At 71.8% G+C, this 22331-nt stretch carries 21 protein-coding genes; 13 read left to right on the top strand and 8 right to left on the bottom strand.

Annotated features, from left to right (window positions below):
• Positions 1–11 precede the first annotated feature (11 nt).
• Positions 12–1745 carry an AMP-binding protein gene (locus AB0C38_RS35635; protein WP_360682016.1) on the bottom strand — a complete coding sequence of 578 codons (1734 nt, stop codon included), beginning with the start codon at positions 1743–1745 and terminating at the stop codon, positions 12–14.
• Positions 1742–2608 carry an alpha/beta fold hydrolase gene (locus tag AB0C38_RS35630; protein ID WP_360682014.1) on the bottom strand — a complete coding sequence of 289 codons (867 nt, stop codon included), beginning with the start codon at positions 2606–2608 and terminating at the stop codon, positions 1742–1744. The genes AB0C38_RS35635 and AB0C38_RS35630 overlap by 4 nt, the downstream gene beginning before the upstream one ends.
• A gap of 116 nt (positions 2609–2724) precedes the next feature.
• Here AB0C38_RS35630 and AB0C38_RS35625 point away from each other — a divergent pair, with 116 nt between their 5' ends.
• The 3 genes from AB0C38_RS35625 (at position 2725) to AB0C38_RS35615 (ending at position 4874) form a co-directional block, all read left to right on the top strand.
• Positions 2725–3849: a helix-turn-helix domain-containing protein gene (locus AB0C38_RS35625; protein ID WP_360682012.1), complete on the top strand. Its 1125-nt coding sequence runs from the start codon at positions 2725–2727 to the stop codon at positions 3847–3849.
• 99 nt (positions 3850–3948) lie between these two features.
• A complete protein-coding gene (locus tag AB0C38_RS35620; RefSeq protein ID WP_360682011.1) occupies positions 3949–4437 on the top strand; it encodes a hypothetical protein in 489 nt (162 codons plus the stop codon).
• Between the two features lie 8 nt (positions 4438–4445).
• Positions 4446–4874: a hypothetical protein gene (locus tag AB0C38_RS35615; RefSeq protein WP_360682009.1), complete on the top strand. Its 429-nt coding sequence runs from the start codon at positions 4446–4448 to the stop codon at positions 4872–4874.
• Here the strand turns inward: AB0C38_RS35615 and AB0C38_RS35610 are convergent.
• Genes AB0C38_RS35610 through AB0C38_RS35595 form a run of 4 tightly spaced genes read right to left on the bottom strand, consistent with a single transcriptional unit; the run spans position 4871 to position 9483 of the window.
• Positions 4871–6496, bottom strand: a complete 1626-nt coding sequence (locus AB0C38_RS35610; protein ID WP_360682008.1) for a DUF885 domain-containing protein — start codon at positions 6494–6496, stop codon at positions 4871–4873. The two genes, AB0C38_RS35615 and AB0C38_RS35610, sit on opposite strands and share 4 nt — an antisense overlap.
• 22 nt (positions 6497–6518) lie before the next feature.
• The gene (locus tag AB0C38_RS35605) at positions 6519–7289 is read right to left on the bottom strand and encodes an IclR family transcriptional regulator (RefSeq protein ID WP_360682006.1); all 771 of its coding nucleotides are present in this window, start codon (positions 7287–7289) and stop codon (positions 6519–6521) included.
• 53 nt (positions 7290–7342) lie between these two features.
• Positions 7343–8725 (bottom strand): GMC oxidoreductase, encoded by a 1383-nt coding sequence (locus tag AB0C38_RS35600; protein ID WP_360682004.1) that lies wholly within the window; start codon positions 8723–8725, stop codon positions 7343–7345.
• A gap of 14 nt (positions 8726–8739) precedes the next feature.
• On the bottom strand, positions 8740–9483 hold the full coding sequence (locus AB0C38_RS35595; protein WP_360682001.1) for an SDR family NAD(P)-dependent oxidoreductase: 744 nt from the start codon (positions 9481–9483) through the stop codon (positions 8740–8742).
• 105 nt (positions 9484–9588) lie between these two features.
• Here AB0C38_RS35595 and AB0C38_RS35590 point away from each other — a divergent pair, with 105 nt between their 5' ends.
• Genes AB0C38_RS35590 through AB0C38_RS35580 form a run of 3 tightly spaced genes read left to right on the top strand, consistent with a single transcriptional unit; the run spans position 9589 to position 13307 of the window.
• Entirely contained in the window at positions 9589–10671 is a 1083-nt protein-coding gene (locus tag AB0C38_RS35590) for an ABC transporter permease (RefSeq protein WP_360682000.1), read from the top strand.
• Entirely contained in the window at positions 10613–11656 is a 1044-nt protein-coding gene (locus AB0C38_RS35585) for a sugar ABC transporter substrate-binding protein (RefSeq protein WP_360681999.1), read from the top strand. Before AB0C38_RS35590 ends, AB0C38_RS35585 begins: the two co-directional genes overlap by 59 nt.
• A 1-nt stretch (position 11657) precedes the next feature.
• Complete coding sequence (locus AB0C38_RS35580) at positions 11658–13307, top strand: sugar ABC transporter ATP-binding protein (protein ID WP_360681998.1); 1650 nt, start codon at positions 11658–11660, stop codon at positions 13305–13307.
• Positions 13308–13352: 45 nt separating this feature from the next.
• Here the strand turns inward: AB0C38_RS35580 and AB0C38_RS35575 are convergent, their stop codons facing one another.
• Complete coding sequence (locus AB0C38_RS35575; RefSeq protein WP_360682064.1) at positions 13353–15944, bottom strand: exo 1,3/1,4-beta-D-glucan glucohydrolase; 2592 nt, start codon at positions 15942–15944, stop codon at positions 13353–13355.
• Between the two features lie 251 nt (positions 15945–16195).
• Between AB0C38_RS35575 and AB0C38_RS35570 the strand changes: the two genes are divergently transcribed.
• Both AB0C38_RS35570 and AB0C38_RS35565 read left to right on the top strand, forming a co-directional pair.
• Positions 16196–16456, top strand: a complete 261-nt coding sequence (locus tag AB0C38_RS35570) for a hypothetical protein (RefSeq protein ID WP_360681996.1) — start codon at positions 16196–16198, stop codon at positions 16454–16456.
• On the top strand, positions 16453–16623 hold the full coding sequence (locus AB0C38_RS35565) for a hypothetical protein (protein WP_360681995.1): 171 nt from the start codon (positions 16453–16455) through the stop codon (positions 16621–16623). The genes AB0C38_RS35570 and AB0C38_RS35565 overlap by 4 nt, the downstream gene beginning before the upstream one ends.
• A gap of 248 nt (positions 16624–16871) precedes the next feature.
• On the opposite strand, the gene AB0C38_RS35560 is transcribed toward AB0C38_RS35565, so the two are convergent.
• Entirely contained in the window at positions 16872–17348 is a 477-nt protein-coding gene (locus AB0C38_RS35560; protein WP_360682063.1) for an Lrp/AsnC family transcriptional regulator, read from the bottom strand.
• A 134-nt stretch (positions 17349–17482) separates the two neighbouring features.
• On the opposite strand from AB0C38_RS35560, the gene pdhA reads away from it, so the two are divergent.
• From pdhA to AB0C38_RS35535, 5 genes are read left to right on the top strand one after another with little or no spacing between them, the layout of a single operon-like run.
• The gene (gene pdhA / locus AB0C38_RS35555) at positions 17483–18559 is read left to right on the top strand and encodes a pyruvate dehydrogenase (acetyl-transferring) E1 component subunit alpha (protein WP_360681993.1); all 1077 of its coding nucleotides are present in this window, start codon (positions 17483–17485) and stop codon (positions 18557–18559) included.
• Entirely contained in the window at positions 18559–19554 is a 996-nt protein-coding gene (locus AB0C38_RS35550; RefSeq protein ID WP_360681991.1) for an alpha-ketoacid dehydrogenase subunit beta, read from the top strand. Before pdhA ends, AB0C38_RS35550 begins: the two co-directional genes overlap by 1 nt.
• Positions 19547–20725 (top strand): dihydrolipoamide acetyltransferase family protein, encoded by a 1179-nt coding sequence (locus AB0C38_RS35545; RefSeq protein ID WP_360681989.1) that lies wholly within the window; start codon positions 19547–19549, stop codon positions 20723–20725. The genes AB0C38_RS35550 and AB0C38_RS35545 overlap by 8 nt, the downstream gene beginning before the upstream one ends.
• A gap of 54 nt (positions 20726–20779) precedes the next feature.
• Complete coding sequence (locus AB0C38_RS35540) at positions 20780–21328, top strand: hypothetical protein (protein ID WP_360681987.1); 549 nt, start codon at positions 20780–20782, stop codon at positions 21326–21328.
• A complete protein-coding gene (locus tag AB0C38_RS35535) occupies positions 21325–22329 on the top strand; it encodes a hypothetical protein (RefSeq protein WP_360681985.1) in 1005 nt (334 codons plus the stop codon). Before AB0C38_RS35540 ends, AB0C38_RS35535 begins: the two co-directional genes overlap by 4 nt.
• The last annotated feature ends 2 nt before the right edge of the window (positions 22330–22331 follow it).

Here is a 22331-nt window from a genome sequence, read left to right as displayed (position 1 = left end):
CGTGGTCTTGGTCAGGCGTAGCGCCAGCGGAAAGCGTAGGCGTCCAAAGTGGACGCCAGCTCCGCCGAGGGAGGCGCGGCGATGACCACCACAGGTTCGTCGCGGTCCAGCTCCACTGTCACCTTGGCGTCGGAGAGGTCGAGGGCGGCCAGTTCGTCCTCGGCCACCCGGCGCAGGGTGTCCTGGCGCAGCGCGGGTTTGTACTGCTTGCCTACCACGGTCAGTGGGATCTCCGGGACCACGTGGACGGCCTTCGGCACGGCCGCACGCTCGGGGACCCGCGAGGCTGCCCACGCCAGCAGCTCGGCGGCTGGCGTCGGGGCGTGCAGCGTCACGTACACCACCGGGACCTCGCCGGAGTGGCGATCGGGCCGTCCGACGGCGGCCGCGCCGGACACCGCCGGGTGCGCCAGCAGGGCCTCTTCGATCATCGCCGGGTCGATGTTGTGGCCGCCCCGGATGATCAGGTCCTTCGCGCGGCCGGTCAGCCGGATGAACTCCTCCTCGTCGACACTGCCCAGGTCACCGGTGTCGAGCCAGCCGTCGACGACCTTGCCGGAGGGGTCCGGCTTTCCGTCGCGCAGGTAGCCGGGGAAGACGTTCGGCCCGCGGATCACCAGCACCCCGGGCTCGCCGGCGGGCAGGTCGGTCCAGCCGTCGCCGTCGATCCGGACGGCCTTGACCTGCTGGTACGGCATCCGCTGCCCGACCGTCCCGGGCCGCGAGACGCCCGGGAAGCCGCGCGCGGACGCGCACGTGCCCTCGGTCAGGCCGTACCCCTCGACCAGGTCGACGCCGGTGTGCTCGCGCCACTGGCGCCGCACCGCCGCGGGCAGCGGGGCCGCGCCGACGATCGGGAACGTGAGGCTGGAGATGTCCGCGTCGACCGGCACGTGCGCGAGCACGGCGTAGACCGTCGGCACCGCGGACATCGCGCCGATCCGGTAGCGCTCGACGATCCGCCAGAACACCGGGTAGAGCGCCGGGTCGCGGTAGCCGAGCGGGCCCGCCCAGACGACGTGCTGGCCCTTGAACAGCGGCGCCAGCCCGGTCACCAGCAGCGCGTTGACGTGGAAGAGCGGCAGCGCGGCGAGCAGCACGAGGTCGGCGCCGCCGGTGGACGCGGCGAGCGTCCAGGCCATGCCGACCTCGCCGGCCTGGGTGTGCACGGCGATCTTCGGGGTGCCGGTGGAGCCGCCGGTGTGGAAGTAGCCCGCCAGGTCGGCCGCGACCGGCGGCTCGGCGTGCAGGCGGACCGGGTCGGCCGCGTCGGCCAGTGCGGCCAGCCTCGAGAGGGAAAGCACCGGGCGGCCGACGTCGAGGTCCGGTTCGGCGGCGATCACCAGGCGCGCGTCGGACGTCTCGAGCAGCTCCCGCACCTGGTGCGGCGCGAGGCCGGGGTTGACCGGCGCGGCGATGCCGACGGCCTGGGCCGCGAGCGTCGCCGCGAAGACGTCACCGCTGTTGGGCGCGAGGAGCGCGACCGCGTCCTGCCGGGTGACGCCCAGGTCGGTGAGCACGTTCGCGATCCGGTGGACGCGGGCGAGCAGCCCGCCGAACGTCCAGGTCACCGGGTGTTCCCACGCCTCGCCCGAGGGCAGGAACGTGAGGGCCGGACGGTCGGCGAACCGCGTCCCGGCCTGCCGGAGGAGCTCGTAGGTGCTCTCCGGCAGGCCGCGGTCTTCGAGCGGGACGGCCTCGATCGCCGCGAGGTCCTCGGGGCCGTCGTAGCGGGGCCAGGTCATCCGGGCGAGCCCACCGCGCAGATCCGGATCGGCGAGGCGTGCGCCGGGTCGAGCGCGTTGCGGACCAGGTGCCAGACGTTGAGGTCGTAGGCCTCGCCGATGTGCCCGACCGGGTCGAACGGGCAGAAGTCCTGGACGTACTGGTTCTTCACGCCGGGCTCGCGGATGAACGACGTCTCGGTCGGGGTCACCAGCTCGTCGTAGCGGGAGGTGATGATCGTGTAGTCGATGCCGGGCTGGGCGACCGGGCCGGTGTTGAGCGCGACGATCGCGGCGCCGCCGTCCAGCTCGTCGGCGAAGATCGGCAGGCCGATCGTCCGCACGATGGAGTCCCAGGTGCTCTTGCCGAGCAGCGTGTAGGCCAGTGTCAGCAGCCCGGACGCGTTGGCGCCGTGCGTCGGCGGAGCGATCGCGACGACCTTGCCGATCTCGCTCTGGATGCCCTGCATCTTGGCCAGGTAGATCGACTGGAGGCCGCCTTCGGAGTGGCCGACGACGTCGACCTTGGCCGCGCCGGTGGCCGCGCGGACCTTCTCCACGAAGTTCTTGATCTCCAGCGACGACTCGGCGACCGGCTTCAGCCCGCCCACGAAGGGGAACTGCGGGTAGGCGCCGTAGGTCAGGGAGAACGTGCAGTAGCCGCGGGCGGCCAGGTCGGCCTGGAGGAAGTTGAGGTCCTCGTAGTAGGTGGCGAAGGTGCCGTGGAGCAGCACGACCGGGTTCGGGTGGGCCGCGCTGGGGCGGCAGCCGAAGTCGTTGTTGCCGCCGGCCGTCGTCGCGGCCTGGACCGGCGCCGCCGCGCCCAGGGCGAGCAGGCTCGCGATTCCCAGCCCGGCCAGCCATCGTTTTGTTCCCCGCACCATTGCGAAGTCCCTTCAGTCTGGTTGTCATGCACAGCATGCGGCACAAGATCAAGGCTGTCTGCTGGCAGAACACGCAGAAACTTGCCGTGGCCGTTTGTGCATGGTGACAATGTGGCATGGATCCCGTGGCCCAGCTGTTCCCTCGATCGGGTGAGATCGCGGCCGCGATGATCACCCGCTGCGCCGCCGAGATCCCCGAATACCGGTTACTGCCGGCGAGCGTCCTGGCGGGCGACCTCGTCGCCAACGCGACCGCCGTGTTCGAGCTGTTCCTGACCACGGTCGCCGAGGACCGGCGGCCGACCGAGGACGAGCTGGCCCTCCCGATCGCGTGGGGCGCCGAGCGCGCGCGGGACGGCCTGCCGCTCGAAGCCGTGCTGAAGATCTACCCGCTCGCCGCCGGCGTCGCGTGGGAGCTGGTCGCCCGAACCGGTGACCCGGCCGTGCTCGGTGCGCGGATGCTGGACTTCCTCGGGGCGGTGATGCCGCGGGTCGCGTCGGCGTACCTGCGCGAGCGCGACGACCTCGACTGGGAGCAGCGGGAGGATCGCCAGAACCTCGCGGCCAGCCTGCTCGCCGGGCGGCCCGTGCGGCACGGGGAGCTGGCCGAGGCCTACGACGTCGTGGTGTTCCACCTCCCAGCGCAGCCCGCGTCCGAAGGTTCCCGCGCGGCGACGGACCTCTTCCGTGCGGTCCGGTCCGATTTGGACACCCAACCGGGCGTGCTGGTGACCTTCAAGGGCGACGGCGGCGTGCTGCTGGTGCCGTCCACGTCGTCCGCCGACTCGGTGGCGGCCCGGGTGGACCGCGTCTGCGGCCGCCGCTGCACCGCGGCCGCGGCCCGCGCCGAGACGCACGCCGACATCCCCGCCGCGCACTCCGAAGCGGTGGAAATCCTTGCCCTGGCGGAGAACCTGCGCCGGCCGGCCCGGCTCTACCGGCTCGCCGACCTGGCCATCGAGTACCAGCTCGCGCAACCGAGCCCGGCGCGGGAAGCGCTCGCCGAGGCGCTGAGTCCCCTCGAAGACCACCCGCACCTGATCGACGCCCTGCGCGCGTTCGTGACGTCGGACTACAACCGCGGCGAAGCGGCGACGGCGTTGAACATCCACCGCAACACGCTGACCTACCGGCTGGGCCGGATCCAACTGATCACCGGCTACGACGCGACGCGGCCCGCGGACGCCCGCCACCTGGCCGCCGCGATGACGGCCTACGACATCGTGCGCCAGAACGGTTGAATTCAACGGGATAACGCTTGCGTCGCGTTCTCGCGGATCCGTTGCGAATCCGGCCGGGCGGCCGATTCCAGGGGGCGACGACGGAAGAAGTTGATTCCCGTGAAAGCTGCCGCAATTCTCGTCGCCGCCCTGGTCTCGGTCGGCGTCGCCGCTTGTGGAACGCCGGTCGTGGGCGTGCCGGTACCGGTCGCCGCGACGCCGGCGCCGACGACCAGCACGACCGTGATCGCCGTACCCGCGGCGCCGCAGACGGTGTACGTCCAGCAGCCGCCCGCGTACGTCGCGCCGGTGGACACCGCGGAGGCCCGCACGGTCGTCGCGTACTACGACGCGATCAACCGCCGCGACTTCGCGACGGCGTGGTCGCTCGGCGGCAGCCGCATCGCCGGCGGCGGCGGGTACACCAGGTACGTCAACGGTTTCGCGACGACGTCGTGGGCCACGGTGACCGTCACCGACGTCCGGGGGAGCACGGTCTGGGTCGTGCTGTCGGCCGTCCAGATCGACGGCACCACGCGGACTTTTTCCGGCTCCTACACCGTTTCCGGCGGCGTCCTCACCGGCAGCCGCATGACCCGGACGAAATGAGCCAGCCGATGCGTCTTTTCCGCGCCACCGCCACCCTTTCCGCCGTGCTCGCCCTCGCCGCGTGCGGGGTGCCGGTCGCCGGCAACGCCGTCCCCGCCGGGATTCAGACGGTGGTCACCACGGCACCGAGCACCCCGACCGTCACCGTGTCGCCACCGCCGACGCAGACGGTGGTCGTCGCGACGACCGCCGTGCCGCCGCCGAGGGCGTACGTCCCCGTGAGCAGCCAGTGGTACGCCCAGTCGAGCTGGATCTACGCCCAGCCCTGGATCACCATCGTCCCGGCGGCCGGGCAGACGCCGTGCCAGTGGCTCTACGCCAGCGGTTACCCCTACGCGCAGGCCTACGCGGCCTGGGCGCAGAACGGCTACCCGGCGACCTGGTCGGCCACCGGCGACGGCTACCCGTGCCAGAAGTCCTACGGCATGCAGCACTAGCCCGCCCAGGCGCGGACGACGTCCTCCAGGACCTTCAGCGGCAGCGGGCCGCCGCCGAGCACGACGTCGTGGAAGTCCTTGATGTCGAAGGAGTCACCGAGCTTCTCCTCGGCGAACCGGCGCAGGCGCAGGATTTCCAGCCGGCCGGTCATGTAGGCCAGCGCCTGGCCGGGACTTTCGATGTACCGGTCCGTCTCGGACTGGACCTCGACTTCGCTCAGCACGGTGTGCGCTCGTAGGAACTCGACGCACTGCTCGCGCGTCCACCGCAGGGCGTGCAGGCCGGTGTCGACGACCAGCCGCGCGGCACGCACCGAGTCTTCGGCGACCATGCCGAGCCGCATGACGTCGCCGGAGAACAGGCCCATCTCGTCGGCGAGCCGTTCGGTGTAGAGGGCCCAGCCTTCGCTGTAGGCGGTGATCAACGCGATCCGCCGCAGCTGGGGCAACCCGGTCAGTTCCTGCGCCAGCGAGTCCGCGAAGTGGTGGCCCGGCACGGCTTCGTGGAACGCCACGGTCTCGGCGATGAACCGGTCGCGCGTGCGCACCTCGTGGGTGTTGGTGTAGTAGACGCCCGGGCGCGAACCGTCGAGCGCGGGCGGCATGTAGTACGCCGGGGCGGCGACCGGCGCGTCCGCCTCCGGGACGGCCCGCACGACGCACTCGGCGTCCGGCACCCGGGGGAACCAGCCCGGCGCGGCGGCGGTCGCGCGGGCGACGGCCGCACGAGCGGTTTCGAGCATCTCCTCGGCGTCGCGCCAGCGGAGGCTTTCGTCGGTCCGCAGCCGGCGGCGCACCGCGGCCGGGTCGGTCAGCCCGAACACGTGCCCGCCGATTTCGGCGTACTCGGCCTCGAGCCCGGCGAGGACGTCGAGTCCCAGCTGATGCAGCTCGGCCGGCGTGCGGTCGGTGGTCGTGTGCGAGCGCGCCAGCGCCGCGTAGTGCGCTTCACCGTTTTCCAGCCAGCAGATGCCGGGCCGGTCGTCGGGCCGGCCGTGCCCGGCGACCTCGGTGGCGAGGAACTCGCGGTAGCGGGTCAGCGCGGGCCGCACCACTTCGGTCACCAGCCTGTCCCGGCGCTCGCCGCGGTCGCCGGTCAGCGGCTGGGGAAACGGCGTTTCCTGCGCCAGGAACCGGTCCAGGAAGCCGATCGCGTTGTGCGCCATGCGGTCCACCGGCGTCCGGCCCGCGTGCAGGCCGTCTCGCTGGCGCTGCGCCAATGCGTCGTAGAACGCCGGGAAGGCGGCCAGCCTGGCCAGGAAGTCCTCCTCGGCCTGTTCCCCGGATGGGGTGAGCTGCGGCAGGAAGGCCAGGTGTGACATCGCGGTCGCGAACATCGGGTCGGCGAGGGTGAACTCCACCACCCGCGCGTCGAGCTGGGTGAGCACCACTTCCGCCTGCTGGACGACGACGCCGAGCGTGACGCGGTCGTCGTCCGCCGAGGTCCGCGCCCGCGCGAGCACGCCGGCGGCCCGCGCGCGCAACCGCTCGTGGCCGGCTTCGCTCGGGTCGGGCAGCTCGGCGTCGTGGCCGGGGATGCCCACGAAGGTCGCTTCGAGCGGCATCCAGGTGCCGAGGACGTCCAGGAGTTCGTCGGCGAGGGCGATCGCTTCGGAGGTCATCGCCCCATTCTGTCGGCGCCGCTCAGCCCCGATCCAGCGGATTTCGCACCGGGGCCAGCGCGAGCTCCCGCGACAGCGCGAGCGCCGCGGTCCGCACCGCCGGGGCCAGCCGGTCGAGGTCCAGCTTCGCCGCGTTGCCCGTGATGGACAGGGCCGCGAGCACCCGGCGCCGGGCGTCGAACACCGGCGCGGCGACCGCCGACACGCCGACCTCGTACTCCTCGTGGTTGACGCCGTACCCGCTCGCCGCCGCGCGGGCCAGCTCCTGCCGCAGCCGCCCGGGCGCGACGATCGTGCGCGGCGTCCAGCGCGCCAGCCCGGCGACGGCGACCCGGCGGAAGTAGTCGGGGGAGCCGAGCGCCAGGAAGATCTTCCCGGTGGCGGTGCAGTGCAGCGGCAGCTTCCCGCCGACCTCGGACTCGATCTGCATCGACCGCCGTCCGCTCACCTTCTCCAGGAACAGCGTGTGCGGGCCGTCCTGCACCGCGAGGTGGATGTTCTCGTGCGTCGCCTCGTACAGGTCCTCCAGGTACGGCAGCGCCGCCTCACGCAGGTCACGCCGCCGCGGCACGCGCTGGCCGAGCTCGAACAGCTTCATGCCGAGCCGGTACCGGCCGTCGCTGCGTTCCAGCCCGCCCCAGCCGACCAGCTCGGCGGCCAGCCGGTGCACCGTCGGTTTCGGCAGGCCCGTCCGCGCCGTCAGCTCGGCGAGGGAGAGCGTCGTGTCGGCGGAGGCGAACGCGTCCAGCAGCGTCAGGCCGCGGGCGAGCACGGACTTCGGCGGGCCGCTCATCCCGTGATGATGATCCGGTGGGGGCGGTGAGGCAACGTCGCTGAGCCGAGCGGTCACCGGATCGCCTCGGCGACCTTCGCGGCCAGCGCCCGCACGGTCAGCTCCGGAGCCACCGAGAGCACGGCCGGCAGCAGCGACGCGTCGGCGACGTACAGGCCGTCGACGTCGTGGGACCGCCCGTCCGGGCCGACGACCGAGCGGGCCGGGTCGTCGCCCATCGGCGCGCCGCCCTGCGGGTGCGCCGCGAAGAGGCCGCTCCACACGACGTCCCGGGCCCCGGCCGCGCGCAGGCGGTCCACCGCGAACTCCAGCGCCCCGGCCAGCCGTCGCCGCTCGGCCGTCGAGAACCGCTTGCCCACGACGACCTCGTCCCCGACGCCGAGGTCGGCCACGGCGGTGTTGTCGTCGGTGACCAGCACCCGCAGACCGGTCCAGCCGGGATGACCGCGCACGACCTCGGCCAGCCGCCCGCCCCACAGCGGCCGGTGCCCGGCGTCGACGAGGCCGGCGGCGAAGGCGGCCGGGCCGGGCAGCGCGGCCGGTTCGACGGCGAACCCCGCGCCCGCGTGCGGGTCCGGGGACCCGGCGAGCAGGCCGTACACCAGCCGGGCCGGGCGCAGGCCCAGTGTCCGCCCGGTCAACCGTGCCGACGGCGCGTCGATCCCGGCGGTTTCGTGGGTGTGCAACAGGATCCGGGGCGTCGCGAGCGGGCCGGCGGCGAGCACGACGACCGGGGCGCGAAGCACGCCGTCGTCCCCGTCGCACGTGTAGCCGACGCCGGTGACCTTCGGGCGCGGCCCCGACGAGTCGAGGAGGACGCGCCGGACGTCGTGCCGCCGGCGCACCCGGGCCCCGGACGCCGGCACCGGGCGGTCGTACCACGGTTCGAGGTCGGCCGGTCCGAACGGGCCCGCCGCGCCGAGCAACCCGGTGTGCTCGTGGAACTTCGCGAGGTCGGCCGCGGGTGCGCGCTCGGCCTTCGCCGGGCCGGGCGCGGTGGGCGGCCCGATCGGCTCGTCGTCCACTGTGGACACGAAACGAGCGCGGCCGGGTCCGCTGTCGAGCAGCAGCACGTCGGCACCGCGCGCGGCCAGCGTCGCGGCGATCGGCCCGCCGCCGGCGCCGACGACCAGGACGTCGGCCCGGTCGGGCCCCCGCCGGCCCGGCGGGGTGTGGTCGCCGTAGAACGCTTCGATCGCCAGCAGCCGGAACCGGTCGAAGGCCGCGCTCCCGGCCACCCGCGCCATGGCCGGCGGGCTCGTCACCCCGGCCATGACCCCGATCGCGGCGTGCACCGCGTCCTCCTCGGCGGGGCTCAGTGCGGGCAGGGCCGTGGCGAGGTAGCGGTCCGGCCGGGCGGCGCCCGAGCCGGGGACCAGCAGCTCGCAGACCCGCGTCACCACCGCCGACTCGCCGGCGCCCAGCAGATCGCCCACATCGCCCTCCCCGCTCAGTGGAATGCCGAACCACCGTCGACGTTCAGCGTCTGGCCGGTCAGGAAGCCGCTGCCCTCATCGCAGACGTACCGCAGGGTCGAGGCCAGGTCCGCCGGGCTTTCCGTGCGCGGCACCGCCTGGCTCGCCCGGACGCGCTCGAACCCGCCCCCGGCGCCGGTCGTCCGCGCCGCCGTGTCCGTCGACGTCAGCCCCGGCGCGATCGCGTTCACCGTGATGCCTTCCGCGCCGACCGCGTTGGCCAGCGCTCGCGTGAAGCCGACCAGGCCCGCCTTCGACGTCGTGTACGCGACCAGGTCCGGCGGCCCGAGGAACACGACGGCGGACACGATGTTCACGATCCGGCCCCAGCCGGCGGCCCGCAGGTGCGGCAGCGCGGCCTGGGTCACCAGGAACGGCCCTTCCAGGTTCAGCCGCATCACCTGGCGCCAATCGTCCACTGTGGTCTCTTCGAAGGCGATCGGCGGGTAGATCCCGGCGTTGTTCACCACGATGTGGAGCGCACCGAAGGCGTCCACCACCTGTTCCACCGCGGCTTCGACGGCGACGGGGTTCGTCACGTCGACCGTCACCGGCAGGAACTCCCCGCCCGCCGCGATCACCCGCGCGGACGTCTCGGCCTGGTTCTCCACGTCCCAGCCGGAGACGCGGTGGCCGAGCCCGGCGAGGGTGACGGCGAACTCCTGACCGAGCCCGCGGGCGGCCCCGGTGACGACGGCGACCCGGCTGCTGGACGGCATGACGGGCAGCGTGGCGGCCGGCGCCGGGGCGCGACAAGGTCACCGTTTCACCCACCGAAACGCGCGTCTTGCCGAACCCGCGCCCGCCTGGTGACCTTCGCGGCTATGTCCACCCGGCTCGCCGACACCGCCCGCGGCACGCCCACCCGTCCCGAGCCCTGGTACCGCCACCTGCTGCTCGACGAGCTCGGTGTCGTGCTGGTCCTGGTCGTCCTGGTGGGCGTCGTCGGGCTGGCGCACCCGGACTTCCTCCGCCCGGTCAACCTGCTTTCCACCGCGCAGAGCTCGGTCTACGTCGGCCTGATGGCCTGCGGGATGGTGTTCCCGCTCGCGATGCGCGAGGTCGACCTGTCCCTCGGCGGGCAGTACGCGCTCGGCATCGTGCTGGGCGCCGTGCTGATCCGCGCCGGCTGGTCGCCGTGGCTCGCGCTGCCGGCCATCCTGCTGGTCGCGACCGCGCTCGGCTGCCTCAACGGCGCGATCACGACGTACCTGCGGCTGCCGTCGTTCATCGTCACGCTGGCGGCCGCGCTGCTCTTCCGCGGCGCCGCGCTCGCGCTCGCCGACGGCAAGCAGATCAGCGGCATGCCCCTGGACCACCCGTTCTTCAGCGTGTTCGGCGGTGAGCTGGCCGGCGTGCCGACGTCGGTCTGGGTGCTGGTGGTCGCGACCGTGCTGCTCACGGTGGTGTTCACCCGGACCCGGTTCGGCGCGCGGGTGCGGGCCATCGGGTCGAACCCGGACGCCGCCGAGTTCAGCGGCCTGCCGATCGCCCGGACGCGGATCGCGGCGCTCGGGCTGTCCGGCTTCATGGGCGGGGTCGCGGCCGTGCTCGGGCTGGCGTTCTTCACCGCGGGCGACCCGACCGTCGGCAACGGGTACGAGCTGACCGCGATCGCCGCCTGCATCATCGGCGGCACCCCGCTCGCCGGCGGGCGCGGCTCGGTGCCCGGCGCGATGCTCGGCAACCTCATCCTCACCACCGTCGCGGCCAGCCTGGTGTTCCTGCAGGTGCCGATCAACTGGACGACGTTCGCCACCGGCGCGGTGATCCTGGTCGCCGTCGCCTTCGACAGCGTGCTGCGCCGCACACGCGGCCACGGCCTGTTCCCTCGCTCGAGGAGAAACCATGAAACGCACCCCGGTCCTGGTCCTGATCACCTGCCTGACGCTGAGCGCCTGCGGTAGCTCCGGCAACTCCGGCGGCGGGTCGTTGAAGATGGGCATCGCCGTCGCCAACATCAGCCTCAACTTCGCCCACGAGATGGTCGAAGGCGCGGAAACGGCGGCGCAGCACGAGGGAGGCGTCGACTTCAAGGCCGTCGGCCCGCCGAACACCGACGGGCCCGCCGAGCAGCAACTGTTCACCAACCTCACCCAGACCAACCCGGACGGCGTCGTGCTGGAGAACCTCGACCCGCCGATCTTCACCCGCCCGGCCGCGACGGCGATCGACCGGGGCGTCCCGGTGGTCGCCCTCGACACGGCGCCCACCGAGGGCAGCAAGATCACCTTCTACGTCGGCAACGACAACTACGACCTCGGTGTGCAGCTGGCGCAGGAACTGCTGAAGCGGTTGCCCCCCAACCCGTCCGGCACGGTCGTCGTCGGGGTGCCGAACCCGGGGACGCCGGTGCTGGACAGCCGCGCCCGCGGCATCAAGGAGACGCTGAACGCCAAGGCGGCCGGGATCAAGGTGCTGGGCCCGTTCCAGACCTACAGCGACCCCAACCAGAACTACGGCGCGTGGTCGGCGCTGGTGCACGCGAACCCGGCGGCGCTGGCGTTCCTCGGCGTCGGGGACGCGGACAGCTACGACCTAGCGAAGATCAAGCAGACGGAGAAGGGCAAGTACCTCGTCGCGGGAGCGGACGTCGACGCGAAGACGTTGCAGGGCGTCAAGGACGGCCTCGACTTCGTCACCATCGACCCCGAGCACTTCCTCAAGGGGTACGTCGTGACCGCGCTGCTGATCCGTTCGGTGAAGGAGAAGAAGCCGTTGCCGCAGGGCTGGCTGCGGATGCCGGGCCTGGTGGTCGACTCGTCGAACATCGACGCGGTGATCAAGCGCCAGACGTCCACGCAGGCGGCTTATGACTTCTACAAGCCGGAGATCGACCGGATCCTGGCGAACCCTTCCGCTTTGGTCCGTCCCCTGGCCGAGGCTCGCTGACGTGCTTCGCGCCACTGGCCTGACCCGGCGCTACGGCGGTGTCACCGCACTGTCCGAAGTGGACATCTCGCTGACGCGCGGTGAGGTGCACGCCGTGGTGGGGGAGAACGGCGCGGGCAAGTCGACGCTGGTGAAGATCCTCTCGGGAGTCGTCCGGCCCGATGCGGGCGCGCTGTCGCTGGGGGGTGCGCCGGTCACGTTTTCGGGGGCCGGGGAGGCGGTCGGCCGCGGGGTGGCGCTGGTGGCGCAGGAGCTGGCGGTGTTCCCCGACCTGACGGTGGCGGAGAACCTGTTCCCGCTTTCCCCGCCGCGTCGCGGGTTGCTGCTCAGCCGGCGGCGGATGGCCGCGCAGGCCGAGCCGGTGCTGGCGGAGCTGGGGCTCGACGTCCAGCTGGGTGCCCGGGCGGGGTCGCTGTCGCTGGCGGACCAGCAGCTGCTGGAGATCGGGCGGGCGCTGTTGAGGAATCCGGCGGTGCTGATCCTCGACGAGCCGACGTCGGCGCTGCCCCGCGAGGCGGTGGAGCGCTTGATGGCCGTGTTGCGGCGGCTGGTGTCGCGCGGGGTGGCGGTGCTGTACGTGTCGCACTTCATCGAGGAGGTGCTGCGGATCGCTTCGCGGATCACGGTGCTGCGGGATGGGCGGGTGGTGCTGGCCGGGGTGGACGTGAAGTCGGTCGACCTCGACGGCGTGGTGGCGGCGATGCTGGGCGATCGGGCGCCGGCGGCGGGGCTCGGTGGGCGTGCTTCGGCGGGTGGCGAGTCCCTGCCCGGGTCCAGCGGGCGTGCTTCGGTGGGTGGCGAGCCGCTGGGCGAGGAGCTGCGCCAGACTGGGCCCGGCGGGCGTGCTTCAGCCGATCCGCTGGCTTCATCGCTTTCCGGCCGCCCGCCGGCCGCTCCCGATCGGCCGTCGATTTCGCGCGAAGGACTGCCGCCCGCTGTCGTCGTCGAAGGGCTGCGTGGCGCCGACCTCGTCGATGTCTCCTTCAGCGTCGCCCCCGGGGAGATCGTCGGGTTCGCTGGGCTGCAGGGCTCCGGGCACCTGGCCGTGCTGTCCGTGCTCTCCGGCCGGGCGTCCGCCGCCGGGTGGGTCAGCGTCAACGGCGCCCCCGCGCCGCGATCGCCGCGGGCCGCCGTGCGGGCCGGGATCGCGTTCGTGCCCAGCGACCGCAAGCGCTACGGGCTGATGCTCGACAAGCCGGTGTGGCAGAACACCAGCACGGTCGGCTGGCTCGCCCTGGGCCGCGGCGGCCGGTGGCTGCACCGCCGCACCCACGTCGAAGCGGCGCTCTCACTGGCCACGCGCCTGCGCATCCGCGGCGGCCCGCACGACCTCGTGTCCGGCCTCTCCGGCGGCAACCAGCAGAAGGTCGTCGTCGCGAAGTGGCTGGAAGCGGCCCCGGAGATCCTGATCCTGGACGACCCGACCCGCGGCGTCGACATCGGCGCGCGAGCCGAGATGCACGCGGTGATCGCGGCACTGGCCGCCGGCGGCAAGGCGGTCCTGCTGGCGTCGACGGACCTGGCGGAGCTCTGCGAGCTGTGCGACCGCGTCCTGGTGTTCCAGCGCGGCCACGTCGTGGCCCGGCTGACCCGGGCGGAGCTTTCGGAGCGGGCGCTGAGTGTCGCGATGAACGCGGGTTTCACCGCCTGAAAAGCAACCGGGCCGGGAGCTGGTCGCTCCCGGCCCGGCCGGTACCTAGGTCAAACTCGAACAAGGTCTCGCATCAGGATCCTTCGCCCCGTTCGGGACCCACCGCACGTTCGCGAACGACGCCTGGAACGCGGCGTCGGTGTAGACCAGGAACGGCGTGTTGATGTGCTCGAAGTCCAGCCCGTTGTTGAAGCAGGACAACGGGATCTTCACCGTCGTCTTCGCGCCGCCCGCCAGGTCGGTGAACAGCTTCGTCGCGTTCACCTCCGAGAAGCACGGGTAGACGCAGTGCATGCTGATCACCGTCCGGTTGACCGGCGCCTGCTGCACGACGGTGTCGAACTCCAGCGCCCCGTCCGCGTTCAGGTAGCTGCGCAGATCGTTCGTACCCGCCGGGTTCTGCAGGTAGAACTGGGCCGCGCCGGTGCCCGTCCAGGTCGTCTTCAGGCCGTCACCCTGCACGTTGACGTCCGTCGGGACCGTGGTGATCTCGGGGTGGTCGGCCGTGCCGTCCGGGCCGATCTCCGTGCCGCCCCAGTTGGACGCCGAGCCGATGAAGCTCTTGTACGGCGCGACGTCGGTCCGGTCGAAGATCGACAGGTCCTCGGTCGCCGTCCCGCCGCCGCCGGTGGACCCGCAGGTCGCCGGGCCGGGGGTCTCGTCCAGCTGGCCGATCGTGGTGCGCTGGCCGCTCTTCAGGCCGTAGCCCAGCTTGAACAGCGGGTCGTAGTCCGGGGACCACGGGTTGAGCGGCGACTGGCACGCGCTCTTCGGCCACGAGTACGACAGCGTGCCCTGGTAGCCGGTGCCGTCCTTGCCCTTGACCAGCATGTCGGCGACGCCGCCGCCCTCGGTGCCGGGCAGCCAGGCCGCCACGAACGCGTCGGAGCGGTTGATCTCGTGGTTCATGTACAGCGGGCGGCCGCCGACGTAGAGGGTGACGACCGGGGTGCCCTTGCCGCTGACCTTGTCCAGCACCGCCGTGTCCTCGGGGTAGAGCTTCGAGGCCTCGAGGGTCTTGCGGGTCAGGTCGCCGACACCTTCGGCGTACGGCGTCTCACCGATCACGGCGATGACGGCGTCGTAGCCCTTCGGGTCGATGTCGCCCTTCTCGTCGAAGGTGACGTTCGCGTCGCCCAGGTCCTGCTTGATACCGGTCAGGATCGAGGTGGCGTTCGGGAAGTCGGCGTTGGTGTTGCCGGTGCCCTGCCAGCTCAGCGTCCAGCCGCCGGTCTGGTTCTGGATGTTGTCGGCGCTCTTGCCGACGACGAGGACCTTGGACTTCGGCTTGAGCGGCAGCACGTTGCCGTTGTTCTTCAGCAGCGTCTGCGACTCGCGGGCGGCGTCACGGGCCAGCCAGTTGTCCTTCAGCGCCTCGTCGGAGTTCGCGTAGGAGCGGTCGGACGGCTTCTGCGACTCGAACAGCCCGTCCCGCAGCTTGACGCGCAGGATGCGCGTGACCGCGTCATCGATCCGCGTCATCGGGATCTGGCCGCTCTGGACCTGGGCGATCGTGTTGGTGATGAACGCCTTCCAGTCGGCGGGCACCATCACGACGTCGATGCCGGCGTTGATCGCCTGCGGGCACGAGGAGTTGGTGCAGCCGGGGACCTGGCCGATGCCGTTCCAGTCGGACACGACGAGGCCGTCGAAGCCCATCTTGCCCTTGAGGATCTCGTTCATCGCCTTGTCGCTGCCGTGCAGCTTGCCCTCGTTGATGCCGAGGTCGGCGTTGGTCCAGCTGTTGAACGACACCATCACGGTCTGGGAGCCGGCGGCGAGCGCGCCGTAGTAGCCCTGGCCGTGGATGTTGATCATGTCGGCTTCGGACGAGGGGTTGACGCCCTGGTCCTGGCCCTTGATCGTGCCGCCGTCACCGATGAAGTGCTTGGCGGTGGCGATCACGCCGTTGTAGCCGATGCGCTTGGTGGCGCCGTCCTGGAGGCCGTTGATGGCTTCGAAGCCGTAGGAGCGCGTGATGCGCGGGTCCTCGGAGAAGCCTTCGTAGGTGCGGCCCCAGCGGTCGTCCTGGACGACGGCGAGGGTGGGCGAGAAGGCCCAGTCCTGGCCGGTGGCGCGGATCTGCCGGGCGGTCGCGCCGGCGACGTCGCGGACCAGGCACGGGTCGTGCGCCGCGCCGAGGCCGATGTTGTGCGGGAAGACGGTGGCGCCGTAGACGTTGTTGTTGCCGTGCACGGCGTCGATGCCCCAGATGACGGGGATCTTGGTGCGGCTGGTCTTGGAGGCGTTCCAGTAGGCGTCGGCGAGGTTCAGCCAGTCCTGCTGGGTGGCGTGCTTGTTGCCGCCCGGCCACGCGCCGCCGCCGTTGAGGACGGTGCCGATGGAGTACTGGCGGACCTCGTCGGGGGTGATCGAGGTGATCTCGGGCTGCGTCATCTGCCCGACCTTCTCCTCGAGGGTCATGCCCTGGAGGATCTGGGCGATGCGCGCCTCGTCGTCGGCCTTGCCCTTGAACCGGCTGTCGACCTTGGGCCAGTCCGCGAGGGTCGGGAGGCTGTTCTCGATCTTGGCGCAGCCGTCCTTGTCCTTGGCCGGCTGGCCGATGACGGGCTGGGCCGGTGCGTCTGCTTGGGCCGGCGTCGCGGTGGCGACCCCGCCGAGCAGGCTCAGGCTCATCAACGTGACGAGCGAACTTCGGCGCGCACGGGACCACGCGCGTGATCTTCTGGCCATGGTCTGGTCCATTCTGCGGTGAACGGCGGCGGACCGGCCGATCCTCACCGGGCGAAGGGGACGGCGTCAATAGTTTCGGTCGGTTGGGGCGCAAGTTAATTCTCGACATAAAATAAGAGTCGCCCGACGGCGGGGTACTGATAGCGCGTGGCGTGCTTGCGGTCAAGGGTGCTGCGGGGCAAAGGTGGTGCCCCATGGACATCCGCCGGGTGGCCGCACTCGACTCGCTCTTGGCGGCAGGGCACCTGTTCGACGACCCACCGATCCCGTCGGCGGCTTCGCGCTTCCTCGAGTCGCCGGGGCACCACTTGCTGATCGCGTACGTGAACGACGAGCCGGCGGGCATGGTGACGGGCGTCGAGATGACGCATCCGGACAAGGGCACGGAGATGTTCCTGTACGAGCTGGGAGTCGACTCGCCGTTCCGGGTCGCGGCATCGGCCGGGCTCTGGTGACGGCGCTGGCGGACGTGGCCCGGGAGCGCGGGTGTTACGGCATGTGGGTGGTGACGGAAGGGGACAACGCCGCGGCCGCGGCCACGTATCGCGGAGCCGGCGGGGTCGCGGAGGAACGGCAGACGGTGCTGGAGTGGACCTTCGACCCGCCCGAGTCGACCCCCTGATCACGCGAGTCGACCCTCCAATCACGCGAGTCGACCGTCTGGGCACGCGAGTCGACCCCCCAATTACGCGAGTCGACCCTCTGGGCACGCGAGCCGACCCTCCCGGTACCCGGAACTCGCGTGACCTGACCCGGAACTCGCGTGATCGAAGGCGGAACTCGCGTGATCAGGCGGGCATCTCGTGTGATTGGAGGGGCATCTCGCGTGATTGAGGGGGCGACACGCGTGATTGGAGGGGCGACACGGCGTCAGCTCAGTACCGAGCCCGGCAGCTCCTCGAAGATCAGCCACGTCCGGGTCGAGCGGACCCCCTCCAAAGCCTGCAGCCGCTCCAGCACCACGTCGCGCAACGTCGTGTTGTCCGGGGTTCGCACCAGCAGCAGGATGTCGAAGTCGCCGCCCACCAACGCGACATGGTCGACGTACGGGATCTCGTGCAGGTCCGTCGCCATCGTGCGCCACGACGTCTGCTCCACCGTCACCATGATGTACGCCGACGTGCCCAGCCCGGCCCGGCGCGGATCGATCCGCGCCCCGAAGCCCGTGATCACGCCCTCCGCCATCAGGCGCTCCAACCGCGCGTAAGCGTTCGTGCGCGAGATGTGCAGCTTCTCCGCCAGCGCCCGGACCGCCAGGCGGCCGTCCGCGGACAGCTCCGCCAGCATCGCCCGGTCGACCTCGTCCAGGGCCGGGACCGTTCGTCCCGGAAGCGCCCCGTGGGCCACGGCACTCTTGGACGTTTGGTCCACGGATCCGGCACTGAAAGACTGTTTGTCGCTCATTTCTGCGAACCCTTGAACAGACGACCACCAAGAACCACCATTTCAGCATCATATGTCTGCGAGAGGTGGTGTGCGCCATGGCCGTGGAGACCCTGCTGCCGTCCGCGTCGCCGGTGCGGTTCGTCGCCGAGGACGGGACGCGCGCCGACCAGCACGGCGAGTACGCCGAGCCTGCGGAAGACCGGCTGAAGGCCGCCTACCGGCTGATGGTCCTGGGCCGCCGGTTCGACGTCCAGGCGACCGCCCTCACCAAGCAGGGCCGCCTCGCCGTCTACCCCTCCAGCGCCGGCCAGGAGGCCTGCCAGGTCGGGGCCGCGCTCGCCCTCCAGGACAACGACTGGCTCTTCCCGACCTACCGCGACTCGGTCGCGCTCGTCGCGCGCGGCCTGAAGCCCGGCGAAGTCCTAACGCTGCTTCGCGGCGACGCGCACTGCGGCTACAACCCCACTGAGACGCGCGTAGCGCCCCAGTGCACTCCGCTCGCGACGCAGACCCTGCACGCCGCTGGTCTCGCGCACGCGATGCAGCGACGCGGCGAAGACGCCGTCGCGCTCGCGCTCATCGGAGACGGCGCCACCAGCGAAGGCGACTTCCACGAGGCGCTCAACTTCGCCGCCGTCTTCAAGGCGCCCGTGGTGTTCTTCGTGCAGAACAACCGCTACGCCATCTCCGTCCCCTTCGAGAAGCAGAGCGCCGCGCCCGCGTTGGCGTACAAGGGCATCGGCTACGGCATGCGTTCGGAGCAGGTCGACGGCAACGACGCCGTCGCGGTCCTCGCCGTCCTCGACGATGCCGTGAAGCACGCCCGCGAAGGCAAGGGCCCGGTCCTCGTCGAGGCCCACACCTACCGCATCGACGCCCACACCAACGCCGACGACGCCACCCGCTACCGCGACGCGGACGAAGTCGCGAAGTGGCGCGAAGCGGACCCGCTGAAGAGGCTCGAAACGTACCTCAAGGACCGGAACAGCCTGACCGAGCACGAAATCGAGCTCTGCCACGCCGAAGCCGAGGAGTTCGCCCAGTCCGTCCGCGACACCCTGAACGCCGAGTCCGAGCTCGACCCGATGTCCCTGTTCGACCACGTCTACGCCGAGCCGACCCGCCAGCTGCGGCGCCAGCGGGCCATGGTCGAAGCCGAACTGGAGGCCTGATGACGACCACGATGGCGCAGGCGCTCAACGCGGCACTGCGGGACGCGCTCAAGGACGACGACCGCGTGCTCGTCTTCGGCGAGGACGTCGGCGCGCTCGGCGGCGTCTTCCGGGTCACCGACGGCATCACCGCCGACTTCGGCGAGGACCGCTGCTTCGACACACCGCTGGCCGAGTCCGGCATCGTCGGGTTCGCCGTCGGGATGGCCATGGGCGGCTTCCGCCCGGTCGTCGAGATGCAGTTCGACGCCTTCGCCTACCCCGCGTTCGAGCAGATCACCTCGCACGTCGCGAAGCTGCGCAACCGCACCCGTGGCGCGCTCTCGCTGCCGATGGTGATCCGCATCCCCTACGCCGGGGGGATCGGCGGCGTCGAGCACCACTGCGACTCCAGCGAGGTCTACTACACGCACACGCCGGGCCTGCGCGTCGTCACGCCGGGCACCGCGCAGGACGCCTACGACCTGCTCCGCGACGCCATCGACTCGCCGGACCCGGTCGTCTTCCTCGAACCGAAGGCCCGCTACTGGTCGGGCGAAGAGGTGAGCTTCACGCGCAGCGGCCCGGCCATGGACCAGGCCGTCGTCCGCCGCGAAGGGAAAGACGTCACGCTCATCGCGTACGGCCCGATGGTCGCCACCGCGATGGAGACCGCCGAAGCCGCGAAGGACGAGGGCTGGGACGTCGAGGTGGTCGACCTGCGGTCCCTGAGCCCGTTCGACGACGAGACCGTGACGGCTTCGGTGCGCCGCACCGGCCGGGCCGTGGTGGTGCACGAGGCCGCCGGCTTCGGCGGCTACGGCGCCGAGGTCATCGCTCGCGTCACAGAGCAGTGCTTCCACCAGCTGCACGCGCCGGTGCTGCGCGTGACCGGGCTCGACATCCCGTACCCGGCGCCGAAGCTCGAGCGCCACATGCTGCCGGACGTCGACCGGATCCTCGACACGATCGCGCGCCTGCAGTGGGCCGACACCCCGGTGGTGGCCGGTGCCTGACTTCCTGCTGCCGGACCTCGGCGAGGGCCTGACCGAGGCGGCCATCCTGAACTGGCACGTCGCGATCGGCGACACGGTCAAGGTCGACCAAATCGTCGTCGAGGTCGAGACGGCGAAGGCGGCCGTCGAGGTGCCCGTGCCGTTCGCCGGCGTGGTGTCCGCGCTGCACGGCGAGCCGGGGCAGCTGCTGCCGGTCGGCGCGCCCCTGCTGTCCGTTGGCGGCTTCGCCGAACCCGGCGTCACGACGTCCTCGGGCAGCGGCAACGTCCTGATCGGCTACGGCACCGCGCCCACGACCCGGCGCAAGCGTGTCCGGCGCGTCGAAGCTCCCGCCCCGAAGGCCAAGGCGCCCGGCGTGATCTCGCCGTTCGTCCGGAAGCTGGCTTCGGACAACGGGATCGACCTCGCGAAGGTGACCGCCACCGGCGCGGACGGCATCATCCGCCGCACCGACGTCGAAGCGCTGCTGAACAAGAAGCCGGCTGAAGGCGAGCGGCGGATTCCGCTCACCGGGATCCGCAAGGTCGTCGCGGACAAGCTCACGACGTCCCGGCGGGAGATCCCCGAGGCCACGGTCTGGGTGGACGTCGACGCGTCCGGGCTGGTCGCCGCCCGCGCGGCCCTGAACGCCAAGACGGACCGGCCGGTCAGCCTGCTCGGGCTGATCGCGCGGTTCGCCGTCGCGGGCCTTCGCAAGTACCCCGAACTGAACTCTCGCGTCGAAGGCGACGAGATCGTCGTGCTCGACAAGATCCACCTCGGGTTCGCCGCGCAGACCGACCGTGGGCTGGTCGTCCCTGTCGTGCGGGACGCGGGGGACCTGTCGACCCGGGACCTCTCGGCGGCGATCGGCGACCGCGCCCGCACCGCGCGCGACGGCAAGCTCGCCCCCGCGGACCTCACCGGCGGCACGTTCACCGTGAACAACTACGGCGTCTTCGGCGTCGACGGCTCGGCCGCGATCATCAACCACCCCGAGGCCGCGATCCTCGGCATCGGCCGGATCATCGACCGGCCGTGGGTGGTCGACGGCGCGCTGGGCGTGCGGAAGGTCTGCGAGCTGACGCTGGCCTTCGACCACCGCGTCTGCGACGGCGGGACCGCCGGCGGGTTCCTGCGGTTCGTCGCGGACTGCGTCGAGTCGCCGGTGACGGCCCTGGGCGACCTGTAAGACTCACCGGCCGCATTGGCCGGATGTGACGGTGGTGGCACTTAAAGTGTTCGCGTGACGACTCCAGCCCAGCACGACCGGGACCAGGCGGAAGCCCGCGTGGGCCGGCTCAAGCAGGACCTGCGCGGCGGGCTGGCGACCCCGCCCGCCGACGTCGAGGCGATGGACGAGCTCGTCGCGACGGCCTACCGGCTGCTCGACTCCGAGGTCGCGTTCGACGAGGCCAGGCACCGGCTCGCCAACGCCGAGCTCGAGTCCCGGCACGCGGCGACGCAGCGCGCGGTCGTGTACTTCGCGGCCGCGCCGGTGCTGGTGCCGCTGGCCGCCGCGGCGCTGGTGCTGTTCGACGTGCTCTCGCCGGTGTGGCTGCTCGCGCTCGTCCCGCTGTTCGCGGCGGGCCTGTGGATCGGCTTCGGCCCGGTCCGGCGGGTCGGCGACGTCATCCGCGAGCGGACGCGGGCGGCGTGGGCGGGCAGCGTCACGGCCGTGGTGCTGGTGGGCGCGCTGGTCCCGTGGTCCGGGGCCGTCGTCTGCACGATCCTGATGGCTCTCGGCGTCGCGGCCACGTGCGGGCTGCTGTGGCGGGAAAGCCGGATCCCATGAGCCACGGCTACGCGACCTACGGCGACGATCCCGAGTTCTCGCAGGAGTACGCCGACTACCCCGAGTCCGCCGACTCGACGCGGCGCGACCTCGACGAGCTGTTCGCGGCGGTCGACGGGCTGCGCACGGCCGTCGAGGAGTCCGACGACCGCGACCGCGGGCTGCGGAAGGACTTCGCCGACCTGGCTGACCGGCTCGAACGCGGCAGCGGGCACCGGCAGGAAGACCGGATCGACCTGCTCGGCCGGCAGCTGGAACGGCTGCAGCAGCAGGTGCAGGCCCTCGAACGCGCGGTGCGCGTGGCCGACGGGGTGCCCCAGATCAACCTCGACGACGTCGGCGCGGAGACCCGGGCGCTCGCGAAGGAGGCGGCGCGCTGGGACGACCTGCACAAGGAGCTCGTCACGAAGGAGCAGCGCGCCCGGCACGAGCAGGAGATCGCGCGCCTGGATTCGGTGCGTGCGGCGCACTCCCAGTGCGATGCCGACCTGCTCGACGTGATCGGGGTCTTGGCTTCGACGGAGCGTTCTTCTCGCGCCCGAGGCGACGCGGATTCCCGGCTGCGCGCGCTGTCGACGCGGCGCCGGACGCTGCTGGACGAGGAGATCCCGGCGGCGTCGGAGGCGGCGGAGCAGGCGAAGCTGGCGTTGCGTGAGGCGGACTCGGTCGAGGCGCGGGTGGTGCCGCAGCTGGAGCGCGCCGAGCGAGCGTGGCACGACCTGCAGGTGCGGCTGCGGACCCGCATCACGGACGCGCTGGGCTCGAACGCGCTGCTGCCGACGTGGTTCGGGCACGCGCTGGGGGTGTCCCCACCGGCGGGAGCATCGGGAGACGCCTGGATCCGGACGGCGGCGTCGGTGCTGGCTTACCGGGTGACGTTCGGGATCAAAGACCAGGCTTTGCCGCTGGGCCCGCCCGCGGGGGAGGGGACGGACACCACCGAGCGCCGCTGGACCTGGCGGGCAAGGCTGGAGTCCGACCTGGACGAGCTCTCGCTGTAGCG

This window comes from Amycolatopsis sp. NPDC048633 (assembly GCF_040650695.1).
Taxonomy (GTDB): domain Bacteria; phylum Actinomycetota; class Actinomycetes; order Mycobacteriales; family Pseudonocardiaceae; genus Amycolatopsis.
Note: the sequence above shows the minus strand (reverse complement) of the source record. Positions and strands in the feature narration are given on the sequence as shown.

What these genes read in the sequence shown, in the direction of transcription:
- AB0C38_RS35635 (WP_360682016.1), bottom strand. Translation starts at nt 1,745, where the DNA reads ATGACCTGGCCCCGCTACGACGGCCCCGAGGACCTCGCGGCGATCGAG.
- AB0C38_RS35630 (WP_360682014.1), bottom strand. Translation starts at nt 2,608, where the DNA reads ATGGTGCGGGGAACAAAACGATGGCTGGCCGGGCTGGGAATCGCGAGC.
- AB0C38_RS35625 (WP_360682012.1), top strand. Translation starts at nt 2,725, where the DNA reads ATGGATCCCGTGGCCCAGCTGTTCCCTCGATCGGGTGAGATCGCGGCC.
- AB0C38_RS35615 (WP_360682009.1), top strand. Translation starts at nt 4,446, where the DNA reads ATGCGTCTTTTCCGCGCCACCGCCACCCTTTCCGCCGTGCTCGCCCTC.
- AB0C38_RS35610 (WP_360682008.1), bottom strand. Translation starts at nt 6,496, where the DNA reads ATGACCTCCGAAGCGATCGCCCTCGCCGACGAACTCCTGGACGTCCTC.
- AB0C38_RS35605 (WP_360682006.1), bottom strand. Translation starts at nt 7,289, where the DNA reads ATGAGCGGCCCGCCGAAGTCCGTGCTCGCCCGCGGCCTGACGCTGCTG.
- AB0C38_RS35595 (WP_360682001.1), bottom strand. Translation starts at nt 9,483, where the DNA reads ATGCCGTCCAGCAGCCGGGTCGCCGTCGTCACCGGGGCCGCCCGCGGG.
- AB0C38_RS35590 (WP_360682000.1), top strand. Translation starts at nt 9,589, where the DNA reads ATGTCCACCCGGCTCGCCGACACCGCCCGCGGCACGCCCACCCGTCCC.
- AB0C38_RS35585 (WP_360681999.1), top strand. Translation starts at nt 10,613, where the DNA reads ATGAAACGCACCCCGGTCCTGGTCCTGATCACCTGCCTGACGCTGAGC.
- AB0C38_RS35575 (WP_360682064.1), bottom strand. Translation starts at nt 15,944, where the DNA reads ATGAGCCTGAGCCTGCTCGGCGGGGTCGCCACCGCGACGCCGGCCCAA.
- AB0C38_RS35570 (WP_360681996.1), top strand. Translation starts at nt 16,196, where the DNA reads ATGGACATCCGCCGGGTGGCCGCACTCGACTCGCTCTTGGCGGCAGGG.
- pdhA (WP_360681993.1), top strand. Translation starts at nt 17,483, where the DNA reads ATGGCCGTGGAGACCCTGCTGCCGTCCGCGTCGCCGGTGCGGTTCGTC.
- AB0C38_RS35550 (WP_360681991.1), top strand. Translation starts at nt 18,559, where the DNA reads ATGACGACCACGATGGCGCAGGCGCTCAACGCGGCACTGCGGGACGCG.
- AB0C38_RS35535 (WP_360681985.1), top strand. Translation starts at nt 21,325, where the DNA reads ATGAGCCACGGCTACGCGACCTACGGCGACGATCCCGAGTTCTCGCAG.